This window comes from Proteus sp. G2626, assembly GCF_009915985.1.
Classification (GTDB): domain Bacteria; phylum Pseudomonadota; class Gammaproteobacteria; order Enterobacterales; family Enterobacteriaceae; genus Proteus; species Proteus vulgaris.
In genome coordinates, this window is record NZ_JAABNH010000009.1 from 140,279 (window position 1) to 156,733 (window position 16,455).

General features: G+C 37.6%; 13 protein-coding genes. 3 read left to right on the forward strand and 10 right to left on the reverse strand.

Going from position 1 to position 16,455, the window contains the following annotated elements; all coding sequences use genetic code 11:
• Positions 1-239: 239 nt before the first annotated feature.
• Positions 240-857 (reverse strand): hypothetical protein, encoded by a 618-nt coding sequence (locus GWJ05_RS05090; RefSeq protein ID WP_036932840.1) that lies wholly within the window; start codon positions 855-857, stop codon positions 240-242.
• A gap of 460 nt (positions 858-1,317) precedes the next feature.
• Between GWJ05_RS05090 and pepT the strand changes: the two genes are divergently transcribed.
• The 3 genes from pepT to GWJ05_RS05105 all read left to right on the forward strand — a co-directional run bounded on the left by pepT (position 1,318) and on the right by GWJ05_RS05105 (position 5,906).
• Positions 1,318-2,571: a peptidase T gene (gene pepT, locus GWJ05_RS05095; RefSeq protein WP_161681140.1), complete on the forward strand. Its 1,254-nt coding sequence runs from the start codon at positions 1,318-1,320 to the stop codon at positions 2,569-2,571.
• Positions 2,568-3,935, forward strand: a complete 1,368-nt coding sequence (dcuC, locus tag GWJ05_RS05100; RefSeq protein WP_087802986.1) for a C4-dicarboxylate transporter DcuC — start codon at positions 2,568-2,570, stop codon at positions 3,933-3,935. The genes pepT and dcuC overlap by 4 nt, the downstream gene beginning before the upstream one ends.
• A 648-nt stretch (positions 3,936-4,583) precedes the next feature.
• Complete coding sequence (locus tag GWJ05_RS05105) at positions 4,584-5,906, forward strand: L-cysteine desulfidase family protein (RefSeq protein ID WP_036932844.1); 1,323 nt, start codon at positions 4,584-4,586, stop codon at positions 5,904-5,906.
• A gap of 182 nt (positions 5,907-6,088) precedes the next feature.
• Here GWJ05_RS05105 and yjiA read toward each other — a convergent pair whose 3' ends face one another.
• The 9 genes from yjiA to GWJ05_RS05150 all read right to left on the reverse strand — a co-directional run bounded on the left by yjiA (position 6,089) and on the right by GWJ05_RS05150 (position 16,439).
• Positions 6,089-7,069 (reverse strand): GTPase, encoded by a 981-nt coding sequence (gene yjiA / locus GWJ05_RS05110; RefSeq protein WP_036932846.1) that lies wholly within the window; start codon positions 7,067-7,069, stop codon positions 6,089-6,091.
• A gap of 22 nt (positions 7,070-7,091) precedes the next feature.
• Positions 7,092-7,298 carry a YbdD/YjiX family protein gene (locus GWJ05_RS05115; RefSeq protein WP_004245057.1) on the reverse strand — a complete coding sequence of 69 codons (207 nt, stop codon included), beginning with the start codon at positions 7,296-7,298 and terminating at the stop codon, positions 7,092-7,094.
• Positions 7,299-7,358: 60 nt separating this feature from the next.
• Entirely contained in the window at positions 7,359-9,509 is a 2,151-nt protein-coding gene (locus GWJ05_RS05120) for a carbon starvation CstA family protein (protein WP_036932847.1), read from the reverse strand.
• 337 nt (positions 9,510-9,846) lie between these two features.
• Positions 9,847-12,354 carry an energy transducer TonB family protein gene (locus GWJ05_RS05125; RefSeq protein WP_103005040.1) on the reverse strand — a complete coding sequence of 836 codons (2,508 nt, stop codon included), beginning with the start codon at positions 12,352-12,354 and terminating at the stop codon, positions 9,847-9,849.
• Between the two features lie 14 nt (positions 12,355-12,368).
• Positions 12,369-13,844 carry a DNA-binding protein gene (locus GWJ05_RS05130; RefSeq protein WP_161681142.1) on the reverse strand — a complete coding sequence of 492 codons (1,476 nt, stop codon included), beginning with the start codon at positions 13,842-13,844 and terminating at the stop codon, positions 12,369-12,371.
• Positions 13,838-14,593, reverse strand: coding sequence for a PP2C family serine/threonine-protein phosphatase (locus tag GWJ05_RS05135; RefSeq protein ID WP_036932851.1), 756 nt, complete (start codon positions 14,591-14,593; stop codon positions 13,838-13,840). Before GWJ05_RS05135 ends, GWJ05_RS05130 begins: the two co-directional genes overlap by 7 nt.
• Positions 14,593-15,261 carry a vWA domain-containing protein gene (locus GWJ05_RS05140; RefSeq protein ID WP_036932852.1) on the reverse strand — a complete coding sequence of 223 codons (669 nt, stop codon included), beginning with the start codon at positions 15,259-15,261 and terminating at the stop codon, positions 14,593-14,595. The genes GWJ05_RS05135 and GWJ05_RS05140 overlap by 1 nt, the downstream gene beginning before the upstream one ends.
• 243 nt (positions 15,262-15,504) lie before the next feature.
• On the reverse strand, positions 15,505-16,110 hold the full coding sequence (gene recR, locus GWJ05_RS05145; RefSeq protein WP_036932853.1) for a recombination mediator RecR: 606 nt from the start codon (positions 16,108-16,110) through the stop codon (positions 15,505-15,507).
• A complete protein-coding gene (locus GWJ05_RS05150) occupies positions 16,110-16,439 on the reverse strand; it encodes a YbaB/EbfC family nucleoid-associated protein (protein ID WP_036932854.1) in 330 nt (109 codons plus the stop codon). The genes recR and GWJ05_RS05150 overlap by 1 nt, the downstream gene beginning before the upstream one ends.
• Positions 16,440-16,455: the final 16 nt, after the last annotated feature.

Here is a 16,455-nt window from a genome sequence, read left to right on the forward strand (position 1 = left end):
AATTTTTGAATTTCTTATTTAGAAAAATTTTCTAGGTTTAATGCTAAGAGCATCACTTGATGATTGATTTAATATATTTGAAGAACTTCCTTGTAATTTAACATCTGTTATTTTCGTATAATACATCATGATCATCCTATGAATTTAACATAGGCAATATTCTATATTATATTTTCTTTCCATCTACCATTTATCCACCATCTATATAACCAATACTATTCAAAAATAAATACATCAAACTAATTCTTATAAAGAATGCTCTCAACAGCATTGTTGATATCATCGCGTAAAAAATATTTATAACTATCAATATTGCCAAATTTAGATTTTATTCTATAATCTGAATTTAATATAGTATCTATTATTGACTCTAAAAATTCATTTTTTATTTCTTTCAATGAAATTGTATTACCAGAAAATAAAATCCATTTAGAGTGAAAATGTAATTCATTATTGAAATTTATAATTATTTCTTTATCTAACGTAGATATTTCTTCTAAAGAAGAGATAATATTACTAATTACACTCTCTTTTATTTTATCACTTTTTACTTTTCTTTTAGCTTCAGATAAATGCTCATCTACAAAATCATTAACTTCTATTCTATTAAGCTCATTATTATTTTTTAATAGTATAATTTTACTTTTTCTTCGATGGATTTTATTTTCAATGTTAGAAATATTTTTATTCAACCCCAGATAATTTATATTTTTATTTAAAATAGGTTTTATAAAACTAACAATCGTATTATAGCAAACCAATATTACGCTATTTAAACTAATTTTAAAATTATCGCCTTTATTTTCAATATTTTGTATCGCTGAAAATGTGCTTCTAACTACATTATTTATATACATATATCCTCCTATTCGTTTTAAGAGAATTAAATCGTACATTATAATTATTCTCTATCAATAAGTTACGTTATTTTATTCATTATTTTCGATTAAATTCCATCAAAAGATAAATAAATTATAACCATTAAAGAAATCAATACATTAAAATAAATAATGATTAATTTTATATTTTTAACATTTTTTATGCGAAGAGCCTTTTTCATGATTAAGATCACAGAAATACAGTCCTATAAGTTAAATAAAATAACCTCACCTACAAAAAACACTATTTTTTTTAATAAAAGAAAAACCAAAGATTAAATAATATTCAACATTAAATTTTTTTTGTAAAAATAATTCTTTTTCTCTAATTCCCTATTGTTTTTTTTATGATACAAGTAAGCATTAGTCATTTTCTAATAAATGAGATCACTAATCATCAATACAGAGAATACAATTAAAAATACAATGGAGTCTTGTTATGAATCTCGTTAAACGATTTATTTCTTATACAAAAGTGAATACAACAACAAATAGAGAAAATGGCGCTGCTGGCATTATGCCTTCCTCAGAAGGTCAGCGAGTGCTTGCTCTACAATTAGTCGAAGAGCTAAAAGCGTTAGGTGTTGAAGATATTAAAATTCGTGATACTGCGATTGTTACTGCGACACTACCTTCTAATCTTGATTATGAAGTACCTACTGTTGCTTTCTTTGGTCATTTAGACACTAGTGCAGAACAGACTAAAGATACCAAAGCGCAAATCTTACCTTATAAAGGGGGTGATCTTTGCTTAAATAAAGATCTTGATATTTATTTACGTCAAAGTGAATTTCCTGAATTAGAGAACTATATTGGTGATGATATTATTGTCACTGATGGTACCAGTTTATTAGGTGCTGACGATAAAGCAGCTATCGCCTCTATTATGGATATGTTGCAGTACTTTAAACAACATCCTGAAGTTAAACATGGTACGGTTAAAATTGGTTTTGTGCCAGATGAAGAGCAAGGTCTACGAGGTGCAAAAGCTTTTGATACTAAAGAATTTGGCGCCGATTTTGCTTATACATTGGATTGTTGCGGTATTGGTGAATTAGTTTATGAAAACTGGAATGCAGGTGATGTTGAAATCACATTTACGGGTGCATCAGCTCATCCGATGTCAGCAAAAGGTAAATTAAAAAACTCATTATTAATGGCACACAAATTCGTTGCAATGTTGCCGGGCGGTGAAGCTCCAGAATATACCGAAGGCCGTGAGGGTTATTATTGGGTAAAACAATTAGCTGGTAATAGTGCTCGCACGATATTAAAAATGGATGTGCGTGATTTTACCGAAAAAGGCTATGCACAACGTATGGCATTTTTAAAGCAGCTTTCAGAATATTGTGAAGGCTTATGGGGGGAAGGTTCTGTCGTTTGTAAACAAGCTGACCGCTATGCCAACGTCTTTAATAGCCTGCAAGGTGATAACCGTTATCCGATTGATATTGCTGTGGCTGCTTATGAAGCAAATGGCATTACCCCTCGTCCAATTCCAATGCGTGGTGGTTATGATGGCGCAGCGCTCTCTCAAAATGGTCTGCCTTGTCCTAATATCTTTACCGGTGCGCATAATTTCCACTCTATTTATGAATATCTGCCAGTTAAATCGCTTTACGCTGCTAGTGATGTCTTAAAATCTGTCGTGACGATCACGGCGGAGCGTTTTGCACCTGGAGCTAAAGCATGATCCAAATTCTTGCGGTCTTAGTAGTCGTCGTTATTGTCGCCAGAATGATCTTGAAAGGATATAAAGCCGAACCTGTTTTGTTAATAGCAGGTTTAGCCTTAATGGCACTCACCATGCTGTTTGGTTGGGGAGATATTCTTCCTAAAAATGTCAAAACAACAGGTATTGGCTGGTTAGATCCTTTTGAAGTAATGCGTGATCTCTTTAGTAGTCGTGCGGCTGATCTTGGTTTAATGATCATGGCACTGATGGGATTTGCGCATTATATGGATCATATTGGCGCCAATGAGGCCGTTGTACGTGTTGCAACTCGCCCATTGAAAAATATGCGCTCACCTTATGTGTTGCTATTTTTCTCTTTTTTACTCGCGAGTATTTTGCAACTTGCTATTCCTTCAGCAACTGGATTGGCCGTTCTATTAATGGGCACCATGTTCCCGATTATGATAGGACTTGGTTTATCTCCAGCCTCTGCTGCGGGTGTGATTGCAACTTCATTGGGTGTTGCTTATACCCCGACTGCAATTGATGCCATTCGTGGTGCAAAAGCCGTTGATTTAGGGGTTGTTGAATATGTGCTTTATTACCAAGGGCCAGCAGCTGTCGCAACCGTATTAGCTATTGGTATTACGCATATCTTTTGGCAACGTCATTGTGACCGCAAAGCTGGATTTATGCCTCAATTAGGCACAATATCTGAAGAAGTAAAAAGTAATAAAAACGTACCTGGCTTTTATGCCTTATTGCCAATGTTACCCATTATGATGGCGGTAAGTTCATCAAGCCTATTTGTTAAAGGCATTCACCTTGATGTGGTCACAATCGTATTGATTTCAATGGCAATTTGTATGCTAATTGAATCCCTACGCTTACGTGATTTTAAATCAGTATGTGCCGGCTTTCAGCATTTCTTAAAAGGTATGGGCTCTGCATTTAGTAATGTTGTGGGTTTATTAGTCGCTGCAGGTGTTTTTGCTCATGGTATTAAAGTGAGTGGTGCTATAGAGAGTTTGATCATTATGGCAGAGTCTGTTGGCCTGCCTCCATTTGCAATGGCACTCGTTTTCGCTATCGTCACATTAGCAGCCGCGATTATTATGGGTTCAGGTAATGCGCCATTCCTTGCATTCGTTGAACTAATTCCACAAATTGCTCATAGTATGGGAGTAAACCCAATTGCGATGATTTTACCTATGCAACAAGCATCACATATGGGACGAGGTATGTCTCCTGTAGCTGGGGTTATCATTGCAGTATCTAGTGGTGCAAAGCTACAACCATTTGATGTTGTAAAAAGGACAGCAATACCACTTATGGTTGGTTTTATATTCCATAGCGCTATTATTGCTATTTTCTATTATTAATAAATAAACCTGAAGCTATATTTTTGCTTCAGGTTATTTTCAAATAATAAACATATTAAAAATAGATAAAGATATTTGATTGTTATTTAGATAATAAAAAATTAATTATATCTTTTTATAAAAATATATTTCTATTTTCAAATAAAGCATTGATGCTATTACTATGAAAATATTAACAAAAGAATAAAAGATTATTCTTATACTCTCGAAAATAAAGAGCTTATTATCTATTCTGTTAAGATAATCGTGTGATGCTTGAAGCACTCATTGCCTTTATTTTAACATTCCTAAGTTAGCCCACATTCAGTATGAATATTATACTAGCAATAGAACTGTGTATTCGTTCTATTGCCTTTTTATTTTATCTCACCGTTAGATATTCAAATTATTTCATTCTATTTTTTATTAATAAATAAGATACAAAACACCCGCTTTTACACTAAAAAATTGCACAAGGGCGCCAAAATATTTACTTTTATTTATTGTGGAAAAAACTACCAAGATTGACATCATAAAGAGTAATAATTTCTTAAATTTTACGCAATGCTAGTAAATTCGGAAAAAACTTTCTCCTATAAATTCAGTATTATGATGGTATTAAAAATAGAATAACTCATTAATTTTCATACTGTTTATTGGATACATGCAATGAAAGAACAATTATCCTCTCGTTGGAAAATATTAATAGCGGCAGTAAAACAACAAGTCAAACCCGCTTTAGGTTGTACAGAACCTATTTCGCTTGCATTAGCAGCTGCAACAGCAGCAAGTTACTTACAACACGCGATTACCCGCATTAGTGCAGAAGTCTCTCCTAATTTAATGAAAAACGGCATGGGCGTAACCGTACCAGGTACGGGTATGGTAGGTTTATCCATTGCCGCAAGCTTGGGTGCCGTTGGTGGTGATTGTAAAGCTGGCCTCGAAGTATTAAAAAATGCAACACCAGACCATGTTGAACAAAGCAAAGCACTATTAGCTTCTGGCATTGTGAATGTTTCGATTAAAAAAGCATGCCAAGAAGTACTCTACAGCGAAGTTACTGTTGAAGATGGCGAAAACAGCGCAACTGTCATTATTGCAGGCAATCACACCAATATTGTTAAAATCATTCATAACAACAATGTTATTTTTGATAACACTTGTGACGATGCTGAACAATCAACATCGCCTTGCGAAATCAAAGAAACACTGACTCAAACAAATACCCAAGAAATTTATCAATTTGTTACTCAAATACCAGTAGAAGAAATTTCTTTTATCCTTGAATCAGCACACTTAAATGATGCGTTATCAAAAGAAGGTTTGAACAATACTTATGGTTTACATATTGGGCAAACTTTACAACGCCAACAACAGCGTGGTTTATTAGCAAAAGATTTATTATCTGAAATTATGATCCGTACTTCTGCTGCATCTGATGCACGTATGGGTGGTGCCGTTTTACCTGCTATGAGTAATTCTGGCTCAGGTAACCAAGGTATTGCGGCAACAATGCCTGTCGTCGTCGTTGCTGAATATTTGAAGGTCAGCGAAGAGAAAATGGCGAGAGCATTAATGCTTTCTCATTTACTCGCAATCTATATTCATCATAAATTCCCCGCGTTATCTGCGTTATGTGCAGCAACAACCGCATCAATGGGTGCTGCAGGTGCAATTGCATGGCTAATGGATGAACGCTATGAATCCATGGCAATGGCAATTAGTAGCATGATTGGTGATATTAGTGGTGTAATTTGTGATGGCGCATCAAATAGCTGTGCAATGAAAGTTTCAACAGGAGCAAGTGCGGCTTATAAAGCTGTATTAATGGCGCTAGATAATACTTATGTGACAGGTAATGACGGTATTGTCGCTCATGATGTTGACTCTACAATTGAAAATCTGTGTGCATTAGCAAGCCGTGCAATGCAACATACTGATGTCCAAATTATTGAGATCATGGAATATAAAGCTGTTGCTAATGGCTAATTTGAACGTTTAAAAAAAAGCACCCCATAATGTTGGTTATTATGGGGTGAAACATAAGATCCTAGGAACAGGATCCTCCTCAAGTCAGGAGCTTATCAATATTCGTTACTGCTATTTTTACGACTACTACGGTTACTTCTCTACTTCTTACTACTTTCTAACACTCACTACAGGGTATTAGGTTAATATGTCTTCTCTTCTGTGCTAGGCATCAATGCATCAAAACTGGCTCTTATCTCTTCTTCTGGTAATTGAATGCCAATAAAGACCAATGTGCTTTGGCGAGTTTCATCCTCATGCCATGGTCTATCCCAATCAGCACTGTAAAGACGTTGTACTCCTTGGAATAACAAGCGATTAGGTTGATCTTTAATATTTAATATCCCCTTATAACGCAAAAGATTATCAGCAAAGCTTAATAATAATTTTTCCATTACATCTGAGACTTTTTGCAATTCAACGGGATAATCGAATTTCAGCACAATGGAATGAATATCATCTTGCTTATCTGCTTGATAACGAAACAAAGGCTGTTTTACATCAAGATTATCGTTCAACATAAAACCTTTTACGTTAAACAATAATCCTAAATCAATTTGCCCATGAATAACGGTATTAACGGGGGCTCTTGCATTAATACGTCTTAAACGCGCCATTAATTCAGGAGAGGCTGGTGTGATATCTGTTTTCGTTAACAAAATGCGGTCAGCATAACCTATTTGAGACTGAGCAATCGTAAATTGATCAAGCTGTTGTTGAGCATGAATATTATCGACAACAGTAATAATTCCATCCAACAAATAGCGTTGGCAAATTACTTCATGAGAAAAAAATGTTTGGCTAATCGGGCCAGGATCAGCCATACCAGTACATTCAATGACTAATCTATCAAACTGAATTTCACCACGATCGAGACTGTCACATAAATCTAATAACGTGTCTTCTAATTCATTCGATTTGCTGCAACAAATACAACCATTGGTAAGCGTTTTAATTTGAGTGGCTCTATCACCAATAATTTCGTCATCAATAGGCACTTCACCAAATTCATTTTCAATAACAGCGATTTTATAACCATGCTCTTCATTGAGCATATGACGCAAAAGCGTTGTTTTTCCTGATCCTAAAAAACCAGTCAATATCGTAACTGCAATAGGTTCCATAATGTGTCTCCTTTACAGATTATTAGCAACAGCGAAAACCGCCTTTACCGTCACCACCGCCATAACGAGCTTCCTGACGTTCACGGAAAAACTCGTTATAGGTCATAACTGGCTTATCTGGATGGTTATCTTTCATATGCTGTACATAGTTGTCATAATCAGGAATACCTATCAGCATACGTGCAGCTTGTCCTAGATATTTTCCAGCTTGTCCTAAATTGCCAAACATACGTTTCTCCTAAACTCCGTACCAGCTAAACCAGTACGGAGTTAAACTGTTTACCGAATATTAGTGACCAGAGGACACTTTAACGTCTTTTGGCATAGGAGCATATGGTGTTTCTTGTGCTGTTTCTTTTGGGTTTTTACGTGCTTTCATTGCGGTACGGAAACCGTAGAAAATGATGCTGTAAACAACCACTAAGAACAGAATACTTAAGCCTGCATTAGTGTAGTTATTGATTACAATATGATTCATATTGGTAATCTCTGCCGCGGTTAAGTCGGCACCTCCTGCTAAAATCTTCGCTTTGTATTCATTTGCTAAGTAGAAGAAACCTTCCATTTGTGGGTCATCACTTAGAAGTTTCAGACCTAATGCCCATGTTGTACAAATCAATAGCCATACTGCTGGAATAACAGTTACCCAAATATATTTAGTGCGTTTCATCTTAATTAAGATAACCGTACCTAATACCAGAGCAACAGCCGCTAACATTTGGTTTGAAATACCAAACAATGGCCATAGACTCTTAACACCACCTAGTGGGTCAACAACACCTTGGTATAACAGATATCCCCATAAACCTACGCAACCCGCCGTACCAATAACACCCGGAATAAACGAATTTGTTTTCTTCAGATAAGGGATAAAGTTACCTAACAAGTCTTGAAGCATAAAGCGACCAGAACGTGTACCGGCATCTAACGCCGTTAAAATAAAGAGCGCTTCGAATAAAATACCAAAGTGATACCAGAAGCCCATATCTGCAGCAGGAATGATCTTATGGAATACCATCGCGATACCAACCGCTAAAGTAGGTGCACCACCAGCACGGTTTAATACTGAAGGCTCACCAATATCTTTCGCTGTTTGTAAGATTTCTTCCGGAGAGATGACAAAGCCCCATGAACTTACTGTTGCAGCTGCATGTACAGTAACTTCTTTTAGTTGCCCCATGATCACTGCCGTATTTTCACCCCCTAATTCGTGTAGGTTTGGCATAGTAATGCCTAAGCCTGCAGGTGGTGTATTCATTGCGAAATACAGACCAGGTTCAATGATAGATGCAGCCACTAGCGCCATAATCGCAACGAACGATTCCATTAACATGGCACCATAACCAATAAAACGAGCATCCATTTCATTTGCGATAAGCTTAGGTGTTGTACCTGAAGCAATCAGAGCATGGAAGCCTGAAACGGCACCACAAGCGATAGTAATAAATAAGAATGGGAATAAAGCCCCTTTCCATAATGGACCAGTACCATCGATATATTGAGTAACCGCCGGCATTTTCAATTCAGGGTTTAAAATAACAATCCCCACGGCCAAACCAACGATAACGCCAATTTTTAAGAACGTTGCTAAGTAGTCACGAGGCGCAAGAATTAACCATACTGGCAGTAATGCAGACACAAAAGCATAACCAATAAGACCAAAGGTAATTGTTGTATCTTTAAAGGTTAACGCTGGCCCCCAGTACGGATCATTCGCAATAACACCGCCAAACCAAATCGCTGCGATCAGTAAGACAATACCAATAACCGAAACTTCGCCCACACGACCTGGACGGATATAGCGCATATAAATACCCATAAACAGGGCAATCGGCACTGTTGAACAAACAGTGAACACCCCCCATGGGCTTTCAGCTAATGCTTTAACAACGATAAGTGCAAGTACTGCAAGAATGATGATCATGATAAGGAAACAGCCGAATAAAGCGATAGTACCCGGAATTGGACCCATCTCTTTCTTTATCATCTCACCAAGTGAGTTACCATTACGGCGTGTTGAAATAAACAACACCATAAAGTCTTGTACTGCCCCCGCTAGCACAACCCCTGCTAATAACCAAAGTGTGCCGGGTAAGTACCCCATTTGAGCCGCAAGAACCGGGCCAACTAAAGGACCAGCGCCTGCAATAGCCGCAAAGTGGTGACCAAATAAAACATAACGGTTAGTCGGAACATAGTTCAATCCGTCATTATTAACAACAGAAGGTGTTGCTCTCGTTGGATCAAGCTTCATCACTTTTTGAGCGATATAAAGACTGTAATAACGATAAGCAACTAAGTAGACAGCTACAGAAGCAACAACTATCCATAGAGCACTAACGTGTTCACCACGACGAAGTGCAACCACTGAAAGACAAAAAGCACCGATAATCCCGAGGACCACCCAAGGTACGTGCTTTAAAAATGCATTTTTGTTCATGAGACACCTTTTTTTCAGGCAAGACCGAACAGCCAAAGAGTAATGCGGGACAGTAAAGAATGATTTAAGCGAATCTGAGAGATAACTGCCCGCAGCTACATAATAAGAATTTTGACACTGACATGGTGTGACTAAATCGCTTAGCGGTTGTATACCGAATTAAGCGGTCTATTTTCTTAGTTAAGTGGTTTTGCTGTTTTCAAAAGGCGATTTTTTTGTGATCTAGATAACAATTTTATGACTTTCAATAAGTTATAGAATAATAAAATACAAAAAAAAACGCCTCAACATCAACAAAAAAGGCGTTTTTTTATAACATTATTTAAACAAAGTAAAATTATTGACTAAATTGAACGGATATCAAAAGTACATTACCTTTTCGAGAAGGTGAACCATTAAATCGCCACTGATAAGCAACATCAATCACAGCATTATCAATGCTCATATCACCACTACTGCTTTTTAGCATCACCACTGTAGGAACACCTTGAGGATCAATATCAAGTTGTAAGATCATATCCCCTGTTTTAGGTGCGGAGTTAGGTGCATTCACTTTTGGTAACGGCTGATTACTGCCTTTGATATTTGCTGATGAGAAATCAACACTAAATATCCGATTTGATTGCTCAACTCTATCAACACTTAACGGTGAGCGAATAACTTTGCTATTCGGTTCTGATGCTGGTATTGCACGTTGAGCTAACTGAATTTGTGTTAAGTCATCACTGAGATAATCATCTGAAGGTTTGACTTCAATACCTTCTGGTAAATAACGCATATCCATTCTTGCTCGCAAGGTTTGATAGCGCTCTAAGCGAGCACCCTCAAGTGTATTTATCACCATTCTCATTTCTAGCATTTGCATTAAAGAGCTAATACTCTCTTTTGATTTTTGCTGTGCCGCTTTAGCAAATGCACCTGCTGCAATTTCAGGATCTTCATCTAACCATGTTATCCCCCAACCTAACCAAACATCTTCACGATCGGGTTCTAATGCAATGGCCTGTTCAAAGTGAGTACGCGCATTGAGTAATAAAGTTTGCCAATATTCTTTATCTTGAGGATAAATTTTCGGAGAACTGGCTAAATTATTGGTTCCTACGTTGTAATATTGCAATTCAAAACGTGCCACTGTTCTCACGATATCAGCATTATCCTGATGAAGAGCAAGTTTTTCATTTAAAAAGCGAATGCTATTATCCCAACTTTCATGGTTATTTTTACCATTAGGCAATGTCTGCAACTCTTTTAAGATAGCTTGTAACGCTGCACGCTTTTCTTGCTGTTGTTGAGATAATCTAGGGTAATAAGAAGCATAAGGATCATAGCTAGAGCGAGTTGCTTCTCTTCCATCTTCTAATTCAGGTGCTTGCTTTTTCAGTTCTGTATAAGCATTTTCAGTCAGTGTTATCCCTTTTACATCTTGTCTCGCATAAGCTTTAACCAATGTTATCAATGTTGATTGTTGCTTAACCGCATACTCTTTCCAACCAAGACGGGTACTTTCAAAACGGACTGTCACACGTTGGCGATATCCGTCTTTGTTTGGCATAAAACGCCAATGACGAGCAGCTTTCACAGCTTGATCATCGAAAGCATGAATACCACTACTATTTTGCACCCAAAGTCCTGAAATACGCCCTTGAGGATCAACATCAACGGATAAAATAACATCTGCACGAGGGATATATTTTCTGATTGTTGGATAACGGATCTCAGTTAAGTTTTTCACTTCATTAGGTGATTCAACAATCACTTCTCCGGGATACTCTTTTCCCATCATTGATTGCATTTCAAGATAAGTGGTTAAATCATTATTAATTGCATTACTCACTGGTAATCGCTGATTAGCAAGCTTAGTGACTTCTTCTGGTGGTGTACTGCTTTGTCGATAAAAACGATCTTCAACAACACGCGCTTGTAATATTTGATAAATCTGGCGCTGATTTTCAGTAAGCTCTGAAATTGCTTTTTTCAACAATTGTTGTGCTGAAATATCATTATGGCCTTGCTTAGCTTGCTTGAGCGTATCTGCCACCATTAAAGCTAACATCGCTTTTTCAATTTGTGTATCCAAAGAACGATGAGCAATATAAGTAAGTGCTAAAACTTGCCATGCCTCAGGTGATAATGGTGCAACAGCAATAACATTAATACCTGATTGCGTTAATTGAGCATCATTACTATTTGAAAGGGAAGCTAATGCCTGAGCAACCATAATCTCAGGTTGATTTAATAGCCAGTCGCCATAAAAATTGAGTATTTTTGCAGCTTCCGCATATTCTGATGTTCCCTTGGTATGAACTAAATAAGCTTCTTTCGCTTTTGTCGCTACTGCCACATCATCACTAAAATAATCCAATCCTGGTAAAGTAATTCGCACTTTCTCAATAGCGCTAATAGATGCCAGCGCTTTAGATTGATTAGACCGGATAATGTTACGGATCTCATTTTCACTATTAACAACAAGATAATGATAATTTTGCCATTCAGATTGTTCGATACTTTGTAAAACAAAACGACGACGATCTTCCAATTCACTCGTTGGGATCACTGAAAATGACACGCCCAGCGCCATTAAAAGCACTAGCCCCCCACCGAATAAATAGTAAATATTTTTAGCTCTCCACGATTGCAATAACATTACAATCGTCATAATGAGAGAGCCTAGCCATAATCCCAGTAAGAAATTACGCTCATCAAAGCGAACAGATGAGGGGAGAATTTGGCTATTAACACCATCAATCAAACTAAAGGTTGAAACTAAGAAGGCTGGCAACCAAAAAGGGAACAGTAACGTTATAACGCCAATAATAATGAGGATCAGCTTTATTCTTTTTTTCATGTTATTTCCCTAAACTATGGCTTTCTTTTCAAAATATGCATTGAAGGGAAAACAAAAATAACTAACAAGATAATGGCTGAAACCATTAAAAACATCACACTCAACATCGTTATTAGTATTTGTTCAATATAATCCGCTTTGATTAAATCAGCGATCCAACTAGAACCTAAACTACTGCTGGCTCCTTGTGGAATAAAGTTCATCAGTAATACCCCCAAAATCACAGGAACAATCATGGCAATAGCAGTATGTAATATGACTTTGGGTACTTGGTTTATTGCATTTTTAACTGCAATAAATATCGCAGGCGGTTGAATAGGTTTCGCTGGCGTAGTTTGAGTTGGCGCTTGTCGGATATTCGCATTTTGTACTCTTTTTTGACGAACTTGCTCACGTTGCGTTTGGTTTTGTTTTTGAGTCGTTGCAACTTGCTGTAATTGAGCTTGTCTTGCACATGCTACACAGGCTTTACCTGCAAAATGCTGGTGGTTTTTATCTTTCTGACAAACCACCATTTGCTGTTTTTCAGGTTGTGCATATTCATAAAGTGCCGTCGCCCATGTTTTGGCACTTGGTCTTAATGAAGGTGCACCAGAAAACGCTTTATCAAAAAGTATTCTTAATGTATCAGGTAATTGTTTATGTCCACTCGCCACACTGGGTGTAATTAAATTATGTGCCTTTACGCCATAGCCATAAAAACGACCAGCAATACGTCTTGGAATATCAGTAGGAACACTGTCATTTTTAGGACGACCACTAAAGGGGTGAATACCAAAATTAAGCAGTTGAAAAATAATGACAGCTAATGCAAATCGGTCTTGCGACTCTTCTTGCTCTTGTGGAATAGTTTGCTTTGCTTGAAATTCTGGCGCTAAGTATTCAACCGTAAATTGCCCTGCGGGATAGCGTATATTTTCACCTTGAATACTAAAACCATCACAATCAAGAAGAGACATGTATAAGCTTGATTTATAAAACCGCAGGTTTAACGGTTTCATATCAATAATACGATGTCCTTGTTGATGCAATGCATCAATCAATGTACAAAGATTATAAGCCAGACTAACCTTAGCGCCCATCCCTGTGGGTAAGTTATGAGCTTTTGCTTGACGCTCTTGAAGAATATACTCCAACTCTATGGTGTTTTTCACATCCAGTTCAGGCATTACAAAGCCAACAAATTGCTTTTGGCTATTGTATAAACGTGCTTCTGGCCATGCGAGTTGAATTATTGGGGTATCATTAACAGAAATGGCTTCTAATGCAGGTTTTAGCTTCTGCATTGCCGTGATCTTTTTCAGATAATAAGCTTTATCAATTTTATCATGATAAACCTTTGATACTTGGAAAGAGGCATTATTAATGTGACTAACACTTCCTGCCCCCCCACTTTTTATCAACTCACCAATTTGATAAATCTTACCATTTTCATCTTGCAGTTGTGTCGCACCAGATGTCACTATTCTTTTTTTTCTCGCTTTTACCACAACGTTTCATCCCTGATGCAAATCACTAAAGTTTTATCATCACCCGTAATTGAATGTGTACGAGGATCTGCCAATGTTCCCGCGAGTGCTTCACTTCCACAGTCTTCTGAGACTGTTTTTAAATAACGAATAACGGGGGTAATGAAAGGCTCGTAAAGAGCATCACACGCTTTATTCATGGCAAAAGGCTGTACACCATCTGACATTAAAATAACTTGCTTCACTGGTTTATTGAGAGGTATAACACGTAGGTGTGCTTCCCAGTTCTCAGACGTCACAAACCAGGTTTGATTGGCATATTCGCCATTTTCTGGTTGAGAAACATAACTTGTACCATCACTGTATTCCACAACCGCAATACCATCACCTAAATGGAATAAGTAGCCACCTTCATCACCAATCCAACATGCCACAAGAGTGGATGCATATTCATTAAGTGCACACTGTTTTATTTCTGCATATTCAGCAAGTTGACTGCGAATATCTTCAATAAGTTGTTTTGTACCCTGTGCTATCTGTTTTTCGGTTAATAAATCAATATTTGGCCACTCTGTAATGCGTAGTGTAAATAACCGCGCCACAAGTTGAGCACCTTGCTCACTATAACGAGATGAACCAGCACCATCACAAACAGCTGCGATAAGATACTCGCCCTTGCGGCGAATAAAATACGCATCCTGACAAGGAATTTGACGTTCTTGATGGGCAATACCTGTCACCGATGCCCCATAAGCTAACCAATCATTCATCAAACAGGTACACTCGCCCAAGAATCTGTTGAAGGTAATTGTGCAGTGCCACCCGGTGTTGATTGAGAAACCACTTGCATACTGGCACTTAACCACAAGAATAATTCTTTAAATTGCAGCCCTTTAAGCATTTTCACACCATTAACACCATTACGACTAAAACTTCCCATCACTTCTGCTGATGCACCATCAACCATAATTGGAAATACTGCTGTTTTTTGACTTTCTTCTGCTTGGCGACAAAGCTGTGCGGCTTGTTCCCACTGATCAGTTGGTACACCATCAGACATTAAAAATAGCCAAGGACGAGTATAAGCAACACCCGCTTGTTTAAAGCGTTGTTTTTCAGCTTCTATCTCTTCAAGCGCCAACATGATTGCTTGTCCCATTGGGGTTGTGCCATTTGCTTCTAAAACGGGAGCCGTAAAGTCCATCGCATCTTTCCAATCACCATGCACCGTACATTGGTCATATCCACCATATTCAATCACTAAAATACGCACACGTTTCGCTGCGATAACGTCATTTTTTAGTTCTTGTTCAAGTAGTTTAAGGCCTTCATTTAATTGTTGAATAGGCTGACCATACATACTACCAGAACTATCTAACACTAAGATCAGAGGGGTACGTTGTTCACTGTTATCAACTAAGGCTACGTCAGGGATCATAAGATGCTCCATCATTCAGTTATTATTTTTCATGATAATGATTAATGTAACATAAAGGCGCAAAATTCATCAGAAAGAAAAAAACAATAATTTGAAGATAAAGATATTTCTTAGAAAAAGTCGGTTTTAAGACTTAAAAATATTATTTTAAATTAGAATTACGATATTTTTCATAATATTAAATGAAAAAAGCACCTTGTTACATTAAGTAAAAGGTGCTTTTCAAATAAAATATTTATTATATTAATAATAGATTTTTTGACGTCCAGCAATAGAGTGTGAAAGCGTTGTACCATCAACCATTTCAAGCTCGCCTCCCACAGGAACCCCGTGAGCAATTCGGCTTGCCGTAATATCATACTGAGCACAGATCTCAGCAATATAATTAGCTGTCGCTTCACCTTCCACTGTCGGGTTTGTTGCCAAGATAACTTCTGAAATCGTTTCTTGGCTCAAACGCTCTTCAAGTCTATCTAAACCAATATCCATCGGTCCGATGCCATCTAAAGGGGATAAATGCCCCATTAAAACGAAGTATCGGCCCGCAAACTGCCCTGTCTGCTCAATAGCATGAATATCTGCAGGACTTTCCACAACACAAATTTGCCCATTCTGCTGACGACGAACATTGGCACAAATGGTGCAACGCTCTTCTTCAGTAAAAGTACGGCAATCACAGCAATGACCGATTTCAGACATTGCACGCGTTAACGCTTGTGCAAGTCGCATACCACCGCTTCTATCACGCTGAAGCAGTTGGAAAGCCATTCGTTGCGCTGATTTAGGCCCGACACCAGGCAAACAACGCAACGCTTCCATTAATGATTCAAGAAGTGGGCTAGTTTGCATTAGAATGGCATCTTAAAGCCTGGTGGTAATTGCATACCATTAGAGACAGAGGCCATTTTCTCTTTTTGTGTTTCATCGATACGACGCGCAGCATCATTAAAGGCGGCTGCAATCAGATCTTCTAACATCTCTTTGTCATCTTCTAGCAGACTAGGATCGATTTCAACACGACGGCAATTATGAGCACCATTGATAGTGATCTTGACTAAGCCAGCGCCAGATTCACCGGTCACTTCTAAGTTCGCGATCTCTTCTTGCATTTGTTGCATTTTGTCTTGCATTTGTTGGGCTTGCTTCATCAGATTGCCCAAACCACCTTTTCCGAACATAATTGTCTCTCTTTGT

Excerpts from the sequence above, each read along its gene's own strand:
- GWJ05_RS05090 (WP_036932840.1), bottom strand. The coding sequence starts at position 857 with ATGTATATAAATAATGTAGTTAGAAGCACATTTTCAGCGATACAAAAT.
- pepT (WP_161681140.1), top strand. The coding sequence starts at position 1,318 with ATGAATCTCGTTAAACGATTTATTTCTTATACAAAAGTGAATACAACA.
- dcuC (WP_087802986.1), top strand. The coding sequence starts at position 2,568 with ATGATCCAAATTCTTGCGGTCTTAGTAGTCGTCGTTATTGTCGCCAGA.
- GWJ05_RS05105 (WP_036932844.1), top strand. The coding sequence starts at position 4,584 with ATGAAAGAACAATTATCCTCTCGTTGGAAAATATTAATAGCGGCAGTA.
- yjiA (WP_036932846.1), bottom strand. The coding sequence starts at position 7,069 with ATGGAACCTATTGCAGTTACGATATTGACTGGTTTTTTAGGATCAGGA.
- GWJ05_RS05115 (WP_004245057.1), bottom strand. The coding sequence starts at position 7,298 with ATGTTTGGCAATTTAGGACAAGCTGGAAAATATCTAGGACAAGCTGCA.
- GWJ05_RS05120 (WP_036932847.1), bottom strand. The coding sequence starts at position 9,509 with ATGAACAAAAATGCATTTTTAAAGCACGTACCTTGGGTGGTCCTCGGG.
- GWJ05_RS05125 (WP_103005040.1), bottom strand. The coding sequence starts at position 12,354 with ATGAAAAAAAGAATAAAGCTGATCCTCATTATTATTGGCGTTATAACG.
- GWJ05_RS05135 (WP_036932851.1), bottom strand. The coding sequence starts at position 14,593 with ATGAATGATTGGTTAGCTTATGGGGCATCGGTGACAGGTATTGCCCAT.
- GWJ05_RS05140 (WP_036932852.1), bottom strand. The coding sequence starts at position 15,261 with ATGATCCCTGACGTAGCCTTAGTTGATAACAGTGAACAACGTACCCCT.
- recR (WP_036932853.1), bottom strand. The coding sequence starts at position 16,110 with ATGCAAACTAGCCCACTTCTTGAATCATTAATGGAAGCGTTGCGTTGT.
- GWJ05_RS05150 (WP_036932854.1), bottom strand. The coding sequence starts at position 16,439 with ATGTTCGGAAAAGGTGGTTTGGGCAATCTGATGAAGCAAGCCCAACAA.